The organism is Streptomyces xiamenensis (assembly GCF_000993785.3).
GTDB classification, from domain to species: domain Bacteria; phylum Actinomycetota; class Actinomycetes; order Streptomycetales; family Streptomycetaceae; genus Streptomyces; species Streptomyces xiamenensis.
Genome location: NZ_CP009922.3, coordinates 3,396,986 through 3,411,180 on the forward strand (window position 1 = coordinate 3,396,986; position 14,195 = coordinate 3,411,180).

Consider the following 14,195-nt stretch of genomic DNA (forward strand, 5'->3'; position numbering starts at 1 on the left):
CGTTCCGCGCCGCTTCCGTCAGCCGCGCCCCTCGCGGGCGTCCAGTTCGCGGGCGGCCTCCCGCAGGTCCTTCACCGTGTCGATCGCCCGCCAGAACGTGCCCTGCGGCAGGTCGAAGCCCGCCAGCCGCCGCGCGCGGGCCAGCCGCGGGAACGTGGTGCGCTCGTGGTCGCCCCGGTCCGGCAGCAGCGCCGTGAACTCGGGGGCGAAGACATAGATGCCCGCGTTGACCAGGTACGGGGAGGGCGGGGCCTCGATGAAGTCCAGGACGTGCCCGAACTCGTCGGTCTCCACCACCCCCCACGGGATGCGCGGCCTGGCCAGCGCCAGCGTCGCCGTCGCGTCCCGCTCGGCGTGGAAGGCGGCCATGTCGCGCAGCGAGAAGCTGGTCCAGATGTCCCCGTTGGTCGCGTACCACGCCTCCTCGGGGCGGGGCAGCGCGGTCGCCGCGTACTTCAGCCCGCCACCGCGGCCCAGGGGTTCGGTCTCCACGACCGTGGACACCCGCAGCGGGAGATCCGCCTTCTCCAGCCACTCCTGGAGCACCTCGGCGAGATGGCCACAGGAGATGACGGCGTCGGTGACGCCTTCGGCGGCGAGCCAGCTCAGCTGGTGGCCGATGATCGGCACCCCCGTACCGGGGATCTCCACCATCGCCTTGGGCCGGTCGTCGGTATAGGGCCGCAGCCGGGATCCCTGGCCGCCGGCCAGGACCACCGCCTGCGTGGGCTGCGGGGCAACAGTCATGCTCCGCAGCCTACGGGATGCCTCGCGCACCGCTCCGGGCGTCCTGGAACCGGGGCGTCTCCTCAGCTGAACTCCATGACACCGGTGGCGAACGACGTGTCGCACACCGGGCGGGCGTGCTGCTGGGCACGCAGCGCGCTGCCGTACTTCTCCACCGCCGCCCGGCCCAGCGCACGGGCGATGTCCATGCAGTGCTCGGCGAGGGTCGGCTCGCGGTGAACGGCCTCCTGGAGGGCGGTGAGCGCGACGCCCGGGTCCTCCTGGCGCAGGGTGGTGATCAGCTGCTCCTGGAGCACGGCCTCCGGGGCCGTCACGTCCTGGGGCGCGGCGTCCGGCGAGGTCCTGGCATCGGCCTCGGCGGAGGCGGGCAGCAGCAGTGCCTCGGACGGTGTGGAGGCCCACGGCACCTTGGTGATGGCCAGGGTTCCGGAGAGCACCAGGACAACGGGAAGGACGATGGCGAGACTTCTGCCGATGCGGCGAACAGCCAGATTCACTGGTGGTGTCTTCCTCGCGAGTCGACGGATGGATTGAACGGGCCATGCGATCGTAGCGAGGAGTAGCGGTTTGATGGCAGCTGGTCACTCTCAAGAGTGACCGTGTTTTTCCGTTTTCGAATTTCTCCTTGACGTGCAAAGGGCCGCGCATCCGTAGCGGGTACGGAATGCGCGGCCCCATGGCCACGAAAGGGGGGAATATCAGGTGAGACGCGCCCCGCTGCTGACCGCGAAGACGTGGGTCTCACCCGGGCGGGGCACGACGTGCAGCTTGGCGCCCTTCTCCGGGATCTCGCGGCCGCCGACCCGGATCACCAGGTCCTTGGTCTCGCCGCCGACCTCGGCGGTGCCGTAGACGTAACCGTCGGCGCCGAGCTCCTCGACGACGTTGACGGTGACGGCCAGACCGGCTTCCTTGTCCGCGTCGGCCTTCTCCAGGCCGCCGCCGTTGCCGTTGACGATGTCGAAGTGCTCGGGGCGGCAGCCGACGACCACGCGGGTGTCGCCCTGCTTCTGCGCCTCGGTGAGCGCGGCACGCTCGACCGGGACGACGCTGTTGCCGAACTTCACGCCGCCGTCGGTGATCGGCACCTCGACCAGGTTCATGGCGGGGGAGCCGATGAAGCCCGCGACGAAGAGGTTGGCCGGCTTGTCGTACATGTTGCGCGGGGAGTCGACCTGCTGGAGCAGCCCGTCCTTGAGGACGGCGACCCGGTCGCCCATGGTCAGGGCCTCGACCTGGTCGTGGGTGACGTACACCGTGGTGACGCCCAGGCGGCGCTGCAGGCTCGCGATCTGGGTACGGGTCTGGACGCGGAGCTTGGCGTCGAGGTTCGACAGCGGCTCGTCCATCAGGAAGACCTGCGGCTCACGCACGATGGCGCGGCCCATCGCCACACGCTGGCGCTGACCACCGGAGAGAGCCTTCGGCTTGCGCTCCAGGTACTCGGTGAGGTCGAGGATCTTGGCGGCTTCCTCGACCTTGGTGCGGATGTCCACCTTGTTGACGCCGGCGATCTTGAGCGCGAAGCCCATGTTCTGCGCGACGGTCATGTGGGGGTACAGCGCGTAGTTCTGGAACACCATCGCGATGTCCCGGTCCTTCGGCGGCAGGTGGGTGACGTCGCGGTCGCCGATGCGGATGGCACCGCCGTTGACGTCCTCGAGGCCGGCCAGCATCCGCAGGGAGGTGGACTTGCCACAGCCGGACGGGCCGACGAGAACGAGGAACTCACCGTCCGCGATCTCGATGTCCAGCGCGTCGACGGCGGGCTTCTCCCCGCCCGGATAAATCCGGGTCGCCTTGTCGTACGTAACCGAAGCCATGTTCTGTTCTCTCCTTCTACCGGCAGGAACGTGCCGGACGATCCGAGTAGGAAGGCGCCACGTCCACAGTCCCTGGTGAACGCATGGCGAACCTAACTCGAAGGGACATCATTTGTCACGAGTCCTGTGCGAAAAAGTGCGACGCGTCCGGGCGTACTCAGGAGAAGAACAGTGCGCCGAGCAGAAAACCCGGACAGACGATGAGCGCGGCCGCGCGTCCGGCGAGAAAGGCCGGCGCGCTCGGCAGCAGTACGGCGACACCCCAGTGCGGGTACACATGGGCGTAAAGGTCCTTCGGCGAGCCGGGCCCGGTCCGCCGCTTCGCCGTCGCCATCCATGCGGCCACCTTTCCCGTCTCACTCCAGATGGTTGGCCCCGGCGAAGAGTTCGTTGTCGGAACCAACGACCAGATAGCTGTCGGGATCGCGGGGGACGGTCCGGCCCAGGGTGACGGTGACCGGCCCCTCGCTCAGCACCGGACCGTCCAGGGCGGGTACGTCGCGGGCGAGCGCCGCCCAGTCCAGCCACAGGCCCGCCACCGGGGTGCCGCCCGGCGGCAGCGGCAGCTCCCCGTTCTCGGCGGCGGCGATGGCGCGCCGCTCCTCGGCCACGGACGCCGGGCCGCCGCGCCGGCGCAGGGTGAAGAGGTGGTCCAGGAGCGGGAGCGCGCCGAGCATGTCCCAGCCGTGTTCGGTGAGGGCCTCGTCGACGTCCGCGATCACCGCGCCGACCCACGCGTCCTCGCCGAGCATCAGGTCGCGCACGGTGGCGTCGTACGCCGGGTCGGTGCTGCGCACGTACGGCAGCAGGTCGATGCCGCCCACGACGGTGCCGTGCCGTACGACCCACAGCCGCAGGCAGGCGCCGTACCAGAGCAGGAGGTACGGGTCGAGGTGATCCGTTTCCTCGAACGCCTCCCGTGCACTGGCCAGGGTCCCGGCGGCGTAGATGTCCCCCTTGCGGGCGCCGCCCGGACCGACCGAGAACTCGAGGAGGTAGCAGCTGGGCTGAGTCATGGGCACGCTCCGTACGTTTCGATCGTCTCGAACACATGTTCGCATAGCGCGGAGTGAAGCAGCGGGAACATCCGGCCCTCATGAACACGAGCACCGGCCTGGGTCCCCCGCCCAACTGGCCCATCACCCAGACCGCCACCCGCCTCCATGTGTGCCGCCGCTTCGCCCTGCCGCCGTGGCGGCGGAAAACCTGTGGCGCGCCGGGCGAGCGGGCCGCCAGCATCGGCGGATGGACGAAGACGACCTGAGCCGCCTCGCCGACCACGCCATCGCCTGGGCCGAGGGCCACCTCGGCTCCACGGCCTACGCCACGCGCTGCCTCGCCTTCGTCGAGGACGCCTACGAACGCGCCAACGGGCTCGAACTCTTCGGCGGCGACACCGCCCACGAATCCGCCGTGCTGTACGAGGCCGCCACCCGCACCGGGCCCCCGCCGCGCGGCGCGTTCGTCTTCTACGACAGCGTCGGCGAACTCCTCGGCACCCGCCGCAACTGGGGCCACGTCGGCATCGCCCTCGGCGACGGCCGCGTCATCCACGCCTGGGACCGCGTCCGCATCGACCCCGCCGAGCACCTGGAGGACCTGACCCCGCCGCCCGGCTGGGACCTGTTGCGCCGGGCCGGCTGGGCCCCGGCCGAGCGCTTCCTGCGCGGCTCCCGCCCCAGACGATGGACCACCGACGCCCCGGCCGCTGCCCGCCACGACCAGGCCACCCGCTTCGGTTCCGGCACCTGAGGCGACGTACCGGGTCCGTCCGAGACAGGGCCGGCGGCGTCCGGACCTTCCTCCCTCCCGCTCCACGAGGCCGCCCCGGTGGGGCAGTCTCCCTTCCGCTGCCCGGTGGTCAGGGAAGCGAGGTAGGCTGTGCGCGCCCCGGAAGTTGCCCGGGGCGGCGCCGCCTTAGCTCAGCTGGTAGAGCACCGCTCTTGTAAAGCGAAGGTCGTCGGTTCGAATCCGACAGGCGGCTCTCAGGCACAGGCCCCCCGGACGCGTCCGGGCAGCCCGTGCGTTGTCCGGGCCGGGGGTTGGCCCCCGTCGTGCGCCAAGATCCGCCACCGCGTGGCTCCGTGGGCTTCCCGGCCGCCGCTACCGCCCCGCCGCGGTGGGGGCCGCCGCCCGGTACGAGCGCCCGAGTTCGGGCCCCAGGCCGTAGTAGTGGCGGAAGTTGTAGAGGAGCGGGCTCCAGGCGGCCGGGCTGATGTGGTCCGTGCCGGGGACGGTCAGGCGCGGGTCGGCATGGACCTTGCGGACGTGGGCCTCGACGATCAGGAAGTCGCCCTCGGCGTCCGGGCGCACCCGGGCCGCTCTCGCCTCCAGGTGCAGGGGGCACTCGCTGACGCGGGGCGGCCGGACGGTGTGCGACGGCGCCGGGTGGAGCCCGGCGGCGCCGAACTTGTCCGGCTCGTGGCGGCAGCCCTCGGCCTTGGTGGCGGGGACCGGATGGCGGCCGGTCAGGGGCGCCAGGCGTTCGACCGCGGGCCACTGGTCCGGGGCCGGGAGGTTGATCACCAGGTCGGGGCGGTGGGTGAGGTTGTGCGCCGTCTGACCGTCGCGTCCCAGGCCCAGGACGACGGTCTGCCCGAGGGCCCAGGCCGATGAGATGGGCGCCAGATTGAAGGTGCCGTCCTGGTTCTCGGTGCTGAGGAGCACCACGGGGGTGCCGAAGTAGAGGATGGACGGCTCGATGGCGATGTGATGCATGGTCCGGAGCCTAGGAACGGGTTCCTTCGGTGCGCGCCGAAGCGAGGAGGCCGCCGCCGCGGGCGGCACGGTCGGCGCGGCCGTCAGTCGTCATCGCCGGAGCCGGAGCCAGGACCGGGGCCGGCGCCGTCCTCGGCCGGGATCGTCGGATCCCGGCGTGCGTGGTAGATGCCCGTGCCCCGGCAGTTGCGGCAGTTGCCCATACGGGTATGGGTGACGGCGTCCCGGAAGCGGAAGGGGTCGTTGCCCGGGACGTAGGCCCAGGTGTAGGGGCGGACACCCTCACCTTCGCACCAGTTGCAGCGTTCCGGGTTGGTGCGGGATTCGGAGGCGTACGGGGTGGTCATCGAGGCTGCCCTCCAGGTAGAAATATCGCACACGACTCAACATGTTCGATCAATCAAGCAGAGGCCGCAGATGCGACACGACGGGACCATTGTTCATCTTCGGGCCGCCGGGGTCAGCCTCGTGCTGAACTGCACGGGCACCGGGCTGCCGCGCGCCGTGCACTGGGGCGCCGATCTGGGCGAGCTGTCCGCCGCGGCGCTGGCCGCGCTCGTACGGGCCTCGGTGCCGCCGGTCGCGCCCAACGGCACGGACGAGACGGTCCCGGTGAGTCTGCTTCCCGAGCAGTCGGCCGGCTGGCTCGGCACCCCCGGGCTGACCGGGCACCGGGCCGGGGCGGACTTCTCCACCGCCTTCGCCGTCACCGCGCTCCACCCCGGCGAGCGGTCCCTCACCGTCGACGCCGAGGACGCGCACGCCGGGCTCGGGCTGCGTCTTGAAGTGGAGCTGACGGAGTCCGGCCTGGTACGGCAGCGGGCCACCGTGACCAGCCTGCCCTCCGCCGCCGGCCGGGCCCCGTACACCCTTTCCGGCGTCCTGCTCACCCTCCCCGTGCCCGACCGGGCCACCGAGGTGCTCACCCTCACCGGCCGGCATCTGCGCGAGCGCAGCCCGCAGCGGCACGCGTTCACACTCGGTACCCATCTGCGGGAGAACCGCCGGGGCCGCACCGGTACCGACGCGGCGACCGTGCACGTGGCCGGGACGGACGCCTTCGGATTCCGCTCCGGGGAGGTGTGGGGGCTGCACGTGGCGTGGAGCGGCAACCAGCGCTCGCTCGCCGAGCGCACCAGCCACGGCGTCTCGCTGCTGGGCGGCGGCGAACTGCTGCTGGCGGGCGAGGTGACGCTGGGCGCGGCGGGCGAGGAGTACGTGACCCCCTGGGTGTACGGGAGTTACGGCGGCTCCGGGCTCGACGAGCTGGCGGCGCGCTTCCACCGCCACCTGCGCGGGCGCGCGAGCCACCCCCGTACCGACAACCGGCCGGTCACGCTGAACGTGTGGGAGGCGGTGTACTTCGACCACGACCTGGCCCGGCTGAAGGAGCTGGCGGAGGTGGGGGCCTCGGTCGGGGTGGAGCGGTTCGTGCTGGACGACGGGTGGTTCCGGGGGCGGCGCGACGACCACGCGGGTCTGGGCGACTGGTACGTGGACGAGGAGGTGTGGCCGCAGGGGCTGCACCCGCTGGCGGAGCACGTGCGCGGGCTCGGCATGGAGTTCGGGCTGTGGGTCGAGCCCGAGATGGTCAACCCGGACTCCGACCTGGCGCGTGAGCACCCCGAGTGGATCCTGGCCACCGGCGACCGGCTGCCGCCGCCCTCGCGGCACCAGCAGGTCCTGGACCTGGGGCACCCCCAGGCGTACGCGTACATCCTGGGGCGGCTGGACGCGCTGGTGGACGAGTACGCGCTCACGTACCTGAAGTGGGACCACAACCGCGATCTGATCGAGGCCGGGCACAGCGCGGCCGGCGGCCGGGCGGGGGTGCGCGAGCAGACGCTGGCCACCTACCGGCTGCTGGACGAGCTGCGGGCCCGGCATCCCGGCCTGGAGATCGAGTCGTGTTCCTCGGGCGGCGGCCGGGTCGATCTGGGGATTCTGGAGCGCACCGACCGGGTGTGGACGAGCGACTGCATCGACGCGCTGGAGCGGCAGTCCATCCAGCGGTGGACGGGGCTGCTGCTGCCGCCCGAGCTGATGGGGTCGCACGTGGGGTCCCCGCGGGCCCACACGACGGGGCGGGAGCACCGGCTCGACTTCCGGGCGGGCACCGCGCTGTTCGGGCACTTCGGGATCGAGTGGGATCTGACGGGGGCGAGCGGGGCGGACCGGGCCGAGCTGGCGGAGTGGATCACGCTGTACAAGCGGCTGCGCCCCTGCTGCACGGCGGTGACGTGGTGCGCGGCGACCACCCGGATCCGGCGCTGTGGGTGCACGGGGTGGTGGCGCCGGACGCCGCGCGGGCGGTGTTCGCGCTGGTGCAGACGGCGACGAGCGTGCAGTCGCCGGTGGGGCGGGTGCGGCTGCCGGGACTGGACCCGGCGGGGGAGTACCGGGTGACGCCGCTGGCGCCGGGGGACGCGGCGGGGGTGTCGTCGTGGCTGACGCTGCCGTGGTGGGGCGACGAGGACGGGGTGACGCTGCCGGGCCGGGTGCTGGACACGGTGGGGGTGCAGCCGCCGACGCTGCACCCGGAGCGGCTGGTGCTGCTGGAGGCGGTGCGGGTGGCGTAGCGCGGCGGTCGGGGGCCGCCGGGTGGCCGGGCGGGCGGCCACCCGGGGGCGGGCTACGGGATGAGGACGACCTTGCCGGTGGTGGCCCGCGTCTCCAGGTCGCGGTGCGCGCGGGCCGCCTCCGCGAGGGGGTAGCTCTGCACCAGCGGGGTCAGCACGCCCTCGGTCGTGTACCGCAGGGACTCCTCCTCCAGGACGCGGATGTTCTCCATGCCGCCGATCTTCGCGGCGAGCGCGGGGCCGAAGGTGCCCTCGGAGGTGATGCCCAGGCGCCGCTGCTCCTCCTCCGGGACGATCAGCATGTCGTCCGCGTCGGAGGCGTACCCGTACGAGAGGTGCGCGCCGCCCGGGGCCAGCAGGGTGATGGCAGTGCGGGCGTACGTGCCGCCGACCCCCTCGAAGACGCGGGTGACGGGGCGGTCGCCGTAGGCCGTACGGACCCGGTCGGCCCAGTCCGGGCGCGTGTAGTCCAGGGCCAGGTCCGCGCCGAGGGAGGCGACGGTCTCCGCCTTCGCCGGGCCGCCGGCCGCGCCTATGACGGTGGCGCCGCGGTGCTTGGCGTACTGGACGAGCAGCGTGCCGATGCCGCCGGCCGCGGCGAGGACGAGCACGGTGTCCCCGGGGCCGATGGTGGTGAAGCGGAGGATGCCCATGGTCATCCGGCCGGTGCCCATCATGGCGACGGCCCGGTCAGCGGGGAGGGTGTCGGGGAGGGGGTGGAGGCGGTCGGGGGTGGTGACGGCGAGTTCGGCGTAGCCACCGGGGACCATGCCCAGGTGGGCGGCGACGCGGCGGCCGATCCAGGAGGGGTCGACCTCTTCGCCGACGGTGTCGACGGTGCCGGCGACCTCGCGGCCGGGGATGGTGGGGAAGGCGGGTTCGGGCCAGCCGGGGACGGGTGCGGAGCGGAGGACGGTGTCGACGAGGTGGACGCCGGCGGCGGCGACGGCGATACGGACCTGGCCGGGGGCGGGTGTGGGGTCGGGGACTTCCTCGTGGCGCAGGTTCTCGGGCGGGCCGTAGGCGTGGAGCCGGATGGCGTGCATGGGCGGGGTGTCCTTCCCGGAGGGTGGCGCGCGGTGGCCGGGGCGGTGCCGCGAACACCCCAACGGTGCAACTTCAAGAGGACTTGAGGTCAAGGCTCACACCTTCGGGTGATCATCGCTGGGGCGCTCTGTCGGCGCGCCGGGCCGCGCTGGGAGGGTCGGGGGCATGAACGTGACAACGGCGACGGCCCTGGACGGATACGCGGCGATGGCCGCGGTGGCCCCCCGCGGGTGGCGGGTGGAGCTGGTGGACGGCCATGTGCGGGTGACCCCGCAGGAGGACGCCGGGCACGCGGAGATCGTGGCCTCGCTGGCGGCCCAGCTCGGGGCCCAGCGGCCGGACGTGACGGTGCGTTCGGGGGTGGGCCCGGTGCCGGTGCTGGAGCTGGCGGACGAGGAGATGCCGGGGCGGGTACTGCCGGACGTGGTGCTGATGCCGGCGGACGGAGAGGGTGGGGCGCGGGCTCTGCCGCTGCTGGTGGCGGAGGTGACGATGAAGGCGACCGGCAATGTGGACCGGGTGGAGAAGGTCCGCTCCTACGCCCGGGCGGGCTTTCCGGCCTACCTTCTGGTGGACCGTCACTACCGTTCCACGATGCTGTTCACGCGGCCCTCGGGGCCCGTTGGATCCAGAAGAACTCGGTCCCCTTCGGCGAGCGCCTCACCCTCCCCGCCCCGTTGAACATCTCCCTCGACACCGCCGTCTTCCCGGCCCCGGTCAAACCGAACACCTGGTGATCACACCTTCGGGTGGTCGGTCCCGTCACGGCTGTCGGTGGGCAGTTTTACGCTGGCAGGGTTGCGTTCGGTAAGAAGGAGGTACGCCATGACCGTGACTCTTCCCGAGCGTGATCACCGCACCCGTGATCAGAGCGACGAGCCCTGGACGTCCCAGGGGGAGCGTTCGGACGCTGAGCGCATGGCTTCGGTAGTGGAGACCACCTTCGACGAACTGGACGCGACCGCTCCCAAGGGGTGGCGCGTGGAATTGATCGAAGGGGATATCCACGTCGTGCCACCCGCGAATGGTGATCACGAAGAGATCGTGAGCGAGTTGCTCGAACAGATCGGCGAGCACAAGGCCAAGGGGTTGCGCATGCGAACCGGGATCGGGCTGCGCATCCCGGGAGAGGCCCCTGCGGACCGGCTCGTCCCCGATCTGGTGATTGCTCCCAAGGGGGCTTTCACGAGCCCCGAGTTGTACCACGACCCCGCGCCCGTCCTGCTGGTCTGTGAGGTCGCCTCACGTTCCACCGGAGACAACGACCGGGGTAAGAAGCTCCGCAGTTACGCTCGGGCGGGGGTCCCCTGCTATCTGCTGGTGGACCGGCAGAAGGGTCTGGTCACGCTGTTCTCGAACCCGCGGCGCGGCCGGTATCTCGACACGCTCTCCAGGCCCGTGGGTGAGCCCGTGCCCTTGCCCGATCCCTTTGGCTTCGAGGTGGACACCTCTGAGTTCTGAGGGGTGGCGGTTCCGCTCAGGGAACCGCCACCGTTACCGCCGTACGGCGTGGCCTCAGACGTTGACGCCGAAGTCCTGGGCGATGCCCGCCAGGCCGGAGGCGTAGCCCTGGCCGACCGCGCGGAACTTCCACTCGGCGCCGTTGCGGTACAGCTCGCCGAAGACCATGGCGGTCTCGGTCGAGGCGTCCTCGGTCAGGTCGTAGCGGGCGATCTCGCCGCCTCCGGCCTGGTTGAGGACGCGGATGTACGCGTTGCGCACCTGGCCGAAGTTCTGGCCGCGGTTGTCGGCGTCGTGGATGGAGACGGGGAAGACGACCTTGTCGACATCGGCGCCCAGGGAGCCCAGGTTGATGTTGATCGTCTCGTCGTCGCCGTCGCCGTCGCCGGTGGTGTTGTCACCGGTGTGCTGGATGGCACCGTCGGGCGAGACCAGGTTGTTGTAGAAGATGAAGTGCTGGTCGGAGACGATCTTGCCCGCGGCGTTCACCGCCAGGGCGCTCGCGTCGAGGTCGAAGTCGGCGCCCGTGGTGGTACGGACGTCCCAGCCGAGGCCGATCGTGACCGCCGTCAGGCCCGGAGCCTCCTTGGTCAGCGAGACATTGCCGCCCTTGGTCAGGCTCACACCCATGGAGAATCCCCTTTAATCCAGCTTGGTTGATCGGTTGCCCGATTGCGGGTACACACCCGCGCACCCCTTCAACGACGACAGGGGGCCCTCGGGTTCCATCACGCCCCACAGCGTCCCGAAAGTGGGATGCGCGCGCCCGGGGGCGCGTAGGACCATGGACACATGTCCGGTCCCTATGTCATCCGAGGTGCGGTCCTCCTGCCCGAGGCCGAGCTGCGTTGGCGTTTCTCCCGATCCTCGGGGCCCGGCGGTCAGCACGTCAACACCACCGACTCCCAGGTGGAGCTCTCCTTCGACCTGGCGGCCACCGAGTCGCTGCCGCCGGTGTGGAAGGAGCGGGCGCTGCGCGAGCTCGCGGCGCGCGGGCGGCTGACGGACGGGCGGCTGCTGGTCGTACGGGCCTCCGAGCACCGTTCGCAGTGGCGCAACCGGCAGACCGCCGCGCTGCGGATGGCGGGGCTGCTCGCCGAGGCGACGGCTCCGCCGCGCGCGCCGCGCCGGGCGACCAGGGTCCCGAAGGGGATCAACGAGCGGCGGCTGCGCGAGAAGAAGCAGCGCGGGGGCGTGAAGCGGGGGCGTTCCGGGCGCGAGGGCTGGGACTGAGGGAGGCCTGGGGGCGACGGGCGGGATCGGCCGGGGCCAGGGCCCGTGCGGGGGGCGTCCTGGGTCGAAAGGACCAGGGCCCGGGTCGGGCCCGGCCGCCCGGCCCCGCCCGTTCAGGCGAGGTGGCGGTAGCGCCCCTTGTAGTAGGTGAGCGGCCCGCCCTCCACCGCCGGCAGCCCGACCGACAGCACCCGGGCCACCACCAGCGTGTGGTCCCCGGCCGCCACGCGCTGTTCGGTACGGCACTCCACCGTGGCCAGCGCGCCGGTCAGCAGCGGCGCCCCGGTGATCCGGCCCAGGGTGTGCGGGACTTCCTGGAACAGCAGTTTGTCGCTCAGCCGCCCCTTCATCGCGAACCGGCCGGCGATGGTGCGTTCGCCCTCGGCGAGCAGCGAGGCCGCCCACAGGGGCTGACGTTCCAGCAGTTCGTCGATCCGTGAACCGGTCCGTACACTCACCAGCACCAGTGGCGGGTCCAGGGAGACAGACATGAAGGCGGTGGCGGTCATCCCGGCGGGCGCGCCGTGCGGCCCGTCCTCCTCGTCGTGGGCGGTCACCAGGACCACGCCTGCGGCGAGCCTGGCCATCGCGCCCCTGAACTCGTCCTCGCTCACCCCTTCAGGATGCGGGACGAGCGGCTCGGGTGCCGGGACCGGTATCTGGGGTGACTCAGTGGGGAGGCGCACGCCGCCACGCTAATGGCGCACGTCGCGCAGCGGTATCGGACCCGAGAACCAAAACGGGTGACCCCGCGTCCTACGTCGTGCGACCGAGCCCTTCCGCAGTGTGACTTGAATCACAGCAGGCGACTTATCGCTGACCCTGTGTACCTAGTGGGCAGCTCCCTGTGATTCAGTGGCCTGTGTATCTGCACGTGCATTCGGGTCGTTCGGGGGAGTGATGGAAACGGAGACGGAGCCATACGTTCGACTCGCCTCGCTGCGAGAGCTGCACCGCGTCCTCGCGAAGCTCAGCACCGCCCGCAGTGTGGCCGACACCTTGCAGACCATCGCCAACGGAGTCGTCGAGGCCGTCGGCTTCGAACTGGCGGCGGTCAACTACGTCAGACCTGACGGCGACCTCCTCGTCGCCGCCGTCGCCGGCAGCGAGACCGTCGAAGCGGAGGTCGCCGGCCGCTCCGGCTCCCGCGAATCCTGGGAACGCCGTCTCACCATGGGCGAGCGCTGGGGGGAACTGCGCTTCATCCCGTACACCGAGGGCTGGGTCCTCGACCACGACGATGTCCCCCAGTGGCACATCACAGGACCCGCGCCCCGCTACCCGGACGAGTGGCATCCCATGGACCGCCTCTTCGCCCCCATGCACGCACCCGACGGCGAACTGCTCGCCGTCCTCACCGTCGACAAACCGCGCAACGGCCGCCGCCCCGGACCCTGGGGCTGCGAGGCGCTCCAGATGTACGCCACGCAGGCCGCCATCGCCCTCAGCAACGCGCGTCTGCGTGGGAACATGCAGCGCGCCCTGGTCCGGCTCGAACGCGAGCAGCAGGCCCTGCGCGCCAGCGAGGAGAGCTTCCGGCAGGCCTTCGAGTACGCGCCCAGCGGCATGGCCATAGCCGAGGTCGGCGGCGAGGAACACGGCCGGCTGCTGCGCGTCAACGACGCCCTGTGCCGGCTGCTGGGCCGCTCGGCGGCCGTCCTGCGCCGCTACGGCTTCGCCGACCTCGTCCACCCCGAGGACACCGGCGTCCTGCTGCGCACCTCGGCCGAGGGCGGGCGCGCCGAACTGCGCCTCGCGCGCCGCGACGGCAGCTACGTGTGGGTGAGCCTGCGCAACTCGGTCGTCGCCGACGCGGCCGAGGGCGCCCGGATGCTCCTCACCCATGTGGAGGACATCGAGGAACGCAAACGGCACGAGCTGGCCCTCGCCCACCGCGCCAGTCACGACTCCCTCACCGGGCTGCCCAACAGCGCCGAGCTGCGGGCCCGGCTCGGCGACCGGATATGCGAGCAGACCCCGCGCCGGGCCCGGCACGGCCGGGCCGCCACCCCGGCGGAGGCCGCCGCGGACGCCTTCGACAGCGGTGGCAAGGGGCCGCTGCGGGCCGGGTACGACCACCACGAGCACATCAGGTCGCCGGAGGCCGCCGACGGGGACGGCAAGGGCCTCGCGGTGCTCTTCTGCGACCTGGACGGCTTCAAGTCCATCAACGACCGCTTCGGGCACGTCTGCGGCGACGCCGTCCTGGTGGAGGTCGCCAGGCGGCTGGAGCGCGGCGTGCGGGACAACGACACGGTGGCCAGGCTCGGCGGTGACGAGTTCGTCGTCCTGGCGGAGGGGCTGGGCACGGCCGACGCCTCGGACCTCGCCGTGCGGCTGCGCAACGCGATCATTCCGCCGATCCGGGTGGAGGGCCGCCCGGTGCGGGTCGGCGCGAGCTTCGGCATCGGCTGGGCCGCGTGCGGCATGACCACGGCGGAGATCCTGGAGTCCGCCGACCAGCGGATGTACGTGGAGAAGCGATCGAGGTCACAGGGACGCCGCCGGGCGGGCTGAACCGATCAGGCGGCGCTGTCCCCCGAACGGGGTAGGCTCGCGCCCGTATGTACCAGGGCGGGGCACAGCA

At 71.8% G+C, this 14,195-nt stretch carries 16 protein-coding genes, 1 tRNA gene and 1 pseudogene; 8 read left to right on the forward strand and 10 right to left on the reverse strand.

The window, feature by feature from the left end; genetic code table 11:
• Nucleotides 1–18: 18 nt before the first annotated feature.
• The 5 genes from SXIM_RS15585 to SXIM_RS15600 form a co-directional block, all read right to left on the reverse strand.
• Nucleotides 19–747 carry a nucleotidyltransferase family protein gene (locus tag SXIM_RS15585; protein WP_030729595.1) on the reverse strand — a complete coding sequence of 243 codons (729 nt, stop codon included), beginning with the start codon at nt 745–747 and terminating at the stop codon, nt 19–21.
• 62 nt (nt 748–809) lie between these two features.
• Nucleotides 810–1,244 carry a hypothetical protein gene (locus SXIM_RS15590; RefSeq protein WP_030729592.1) on the reverse strand — a complete coding sequence of 145 codons (435 nt, stop codon included), beginning with the start codon at nt 1,242–1,244 and terminating at the stop codon, nt 810–812.
• 201 nt (nt 1,245–1,445) lie between these two features.
• On the reverse strand, nt 1,446–2,570 hold the full coding sequence (locus tag SXIM_RS15595) for an ABC transporter ATP-binding protein (protein ID WP_030729590.1): 1,125 nt from the start codon (nt 2,568–2,570) through the stop codon (nt 1,446–1,448).
• Between the two features lie 157 nt (nt 2,571–2,727).
• Nucleotides 2,728–2,904 carry a hypothetical protein gene (locus tag SXIM_RS27460; RefSeq protein ID WP_158708004.1) on the reverse strand — a complete coding sequence of 59 codons (177 nt, stop codon included), beginning with the start codon at nt 2,902–2,904 and terminating at the stop codon, nt 2,728–2,730.
• A gap of 22 nt (nt 2,905–2,926) precedes the next feature.
• On the reverse strand, nt 2,927–3,586 hold the full coding sequence (locus SXIM_RS15600) for a hypothetical protein (protein ID WP_052385123.1): 660 nt from the start codon (nt 3,584–3,586) through the stop codon (nt 2,927–2,929).
• 80 nt (nt 3,587–3,666) lie between these two features.
• Here SXIM_RS15600 and SXIM_RS27465 point away from each other — a divergent pair, with 80 nt between their 5' ends.
• The 3 genes from SXIM_RS27465 to SXIM_RS15610 all read left to right on the forward strand — a co-directional run bounded on the left by SXIM_RS27465 (nt 3,667) and on the right by SXIM_RS15610 (nt 4,554).
• Nucleotides 3,667–3,834 (forward strand): hypothetical protein, encoded by a 168-nt coding sequence (locus SXIM_RS27465; protein ID WP_158708003.1) that lies wholly within the window; start codon nt 3,667–3,669, stop codon nt 3,832–3,834.
• Nucleotides 3,816–4,322: an NlpC/P60 family protein gene (locus SXIM_RS15605; RefSeq protein WP_046724424.1), complete on the forward strand. Its 507-nt coding sequence runs from the start codon at nt 3,816–3,818 to the stop codon at nt 4,320–4,322. Before SXIM_RS27465 ends, SXIM_RS15605 begins: the two co-directional genes overlap by 19 nt.
• Nucleotides 4,323–4,481: 159 nt before the next feature.
• Nucleotides 4,482–4,554, forward strand: a tRNA-Thr gene (locus SXIM_RS15610).
• 119 nt (nt 4,555–4,673) lie between these two features.
• On the opposite strand, the gene SXIM_RS15615 is transcribed toward SXIM_RS15610, so the two are convergent.
• The gene (locus tag SXIM_RS15615; protein WP_030729581.1) at nt 4,674–5,288 is read right to left on the reverse strand and encodes a flavin reductase family protein; all 615 of its coding nucleotides are present in this window, start codon (nt 5,286–5,288) and stop codon (nt 4,674–4,676) included.
• Nucleotides 5,289–5,371: 83 nt separating this feature from the next.
• The gene (locus SXIM_RS15620; protein ID WP_046724426.1) at nt 5,372–5,635 is read right to left on the reverse strand and encodes a hypothetical protein; all 264 of its coding nucleotides are present in this window, start codon (nt 5,633–5,635) and stop codon (nt 5,372–5,374) included.
• A gap of 70 nt (nt 5,636–5,705) precedes the next feature.
• Between SXIM_RS15620 and SXIM_RS15625 the strand changes: the two are divergent.
• Nucleotides 5,706–7,867: pseudogene (locus tag SXIM_RS15625) on the forward strand (alpha-galactosidase).
• A gap of 53 nt (nt 7,868–7,920) precedes the next feature.
• Here the strand turns inward: SXIM_RS15625 and SXIM_RS15630 are convergent.
• Nucleotides 7,921–8,913: a zinc-binding dehydrogenase gene (locus SXIM_RS15630; RefSeq protein ID WP_046724428.1), complete on the reverse strand. Its 993-nt coding sequence runs from the start codon at nt 8,911–8,913 to the stop codon at nt 7,921–7,923.
• Between the two features lie 166 nt (nt 8,914–9,079).
• Here SXIM_RS15630 and SXIM_RS15635 point away from each other — a divergent pair, with 166 nt between their 5' ends.
• Together SXIM_RS15635 and SXIM_RS15640 are read left to right on the forward strand one after the other, a co-directional pair.
• Nucleotides 9,080–9,595 carry a Uma2 family endonuclease gene (locus tag SXIM_RS15635; protein ID WP_078846936.1) on the forward strand — a complete coding sequence of 172 codons (516 nt, stop codon included), beginning with the start codon at nt 9,080–9,082 and terminating at the stop codon, nt 9,593–9,595.
• Between the two features lie 144 nt (nt 9,596–9,739).
• Nucleotides 9,740–10,375, forward strand: coding sequence for a Uma2 family endonuclease (locus tag SXIM_RS15640; protein ID WP_078635305.1), 636 nt, complete (start codon nt 9,740–9,742; stop codon nt 10,373–10,375).
• A gap of 54 nt (nt 10,376–10,429) precedes the next feature.
• Here the strand turns inward: SXIM_RS15640 and SXIM_RS15645 are convergent, their stop codons facing one another.
• Nucleotides 10,430–11,005, reverse strand: coding sequence for a TerD family protein (locus SXIM_RS15645; RefSeq protein ID WP_030729564.1), 576 nt, complete (start codon nt 11,003–11,005; stop codon nt 10,430–10,432).
• 162 nt (nt 11,006–11,167) lie between these two features.
• Here SXIM_RS15645 and arfB point away from each other — a divergent pair, with 162 nt between their 5' ends.
• A complete protein-coding gene (gene arfB / locus SXIM_RS15650) occupies nt 11,168–11,608 on the forward strand; it encodes an alternative ribosome rescue aminoacyl-tRNA hydrolase ArfB (protein WP_030729561.1) in 441 nt (146 codons plus the stop codon).
• 113 nt (nt 11,609–11,721) lie between these two features.
• Here the strand turns inward: arfB and SXIM_RS15655 are convergent, their stop codons facing one another.
• A complete protein-coding gene (locus SXIM_RS15655; RefSeq protein ID WP_030729558.1) occupies nt 11,722–12,222 on the reverse strand; it encodes a flavin reductase family protein in 501 nt (166 codons plus the stop codon).
• A 286-nt stretch (nt 12,223–12,508) separates the two neighbouring features.
• Here SXIM_RS15655 and cdgB point away from each other — a divergent pair, with 286 nt between their 5' ends.
• Nucleotides 12,509–14,125, forward strand: coding sequence for a diguanylate cyclase CdgB (gene cdgB, locus SXIM_RS15660; RefSeq protein WP_030729556.1), 1,617 nt, complete (start codon nt 12,509–12,511; stop codon nt 14,123–14,125).
• Nucleotides 14,126–14,195: the final 70 nt, after the last annotated feature.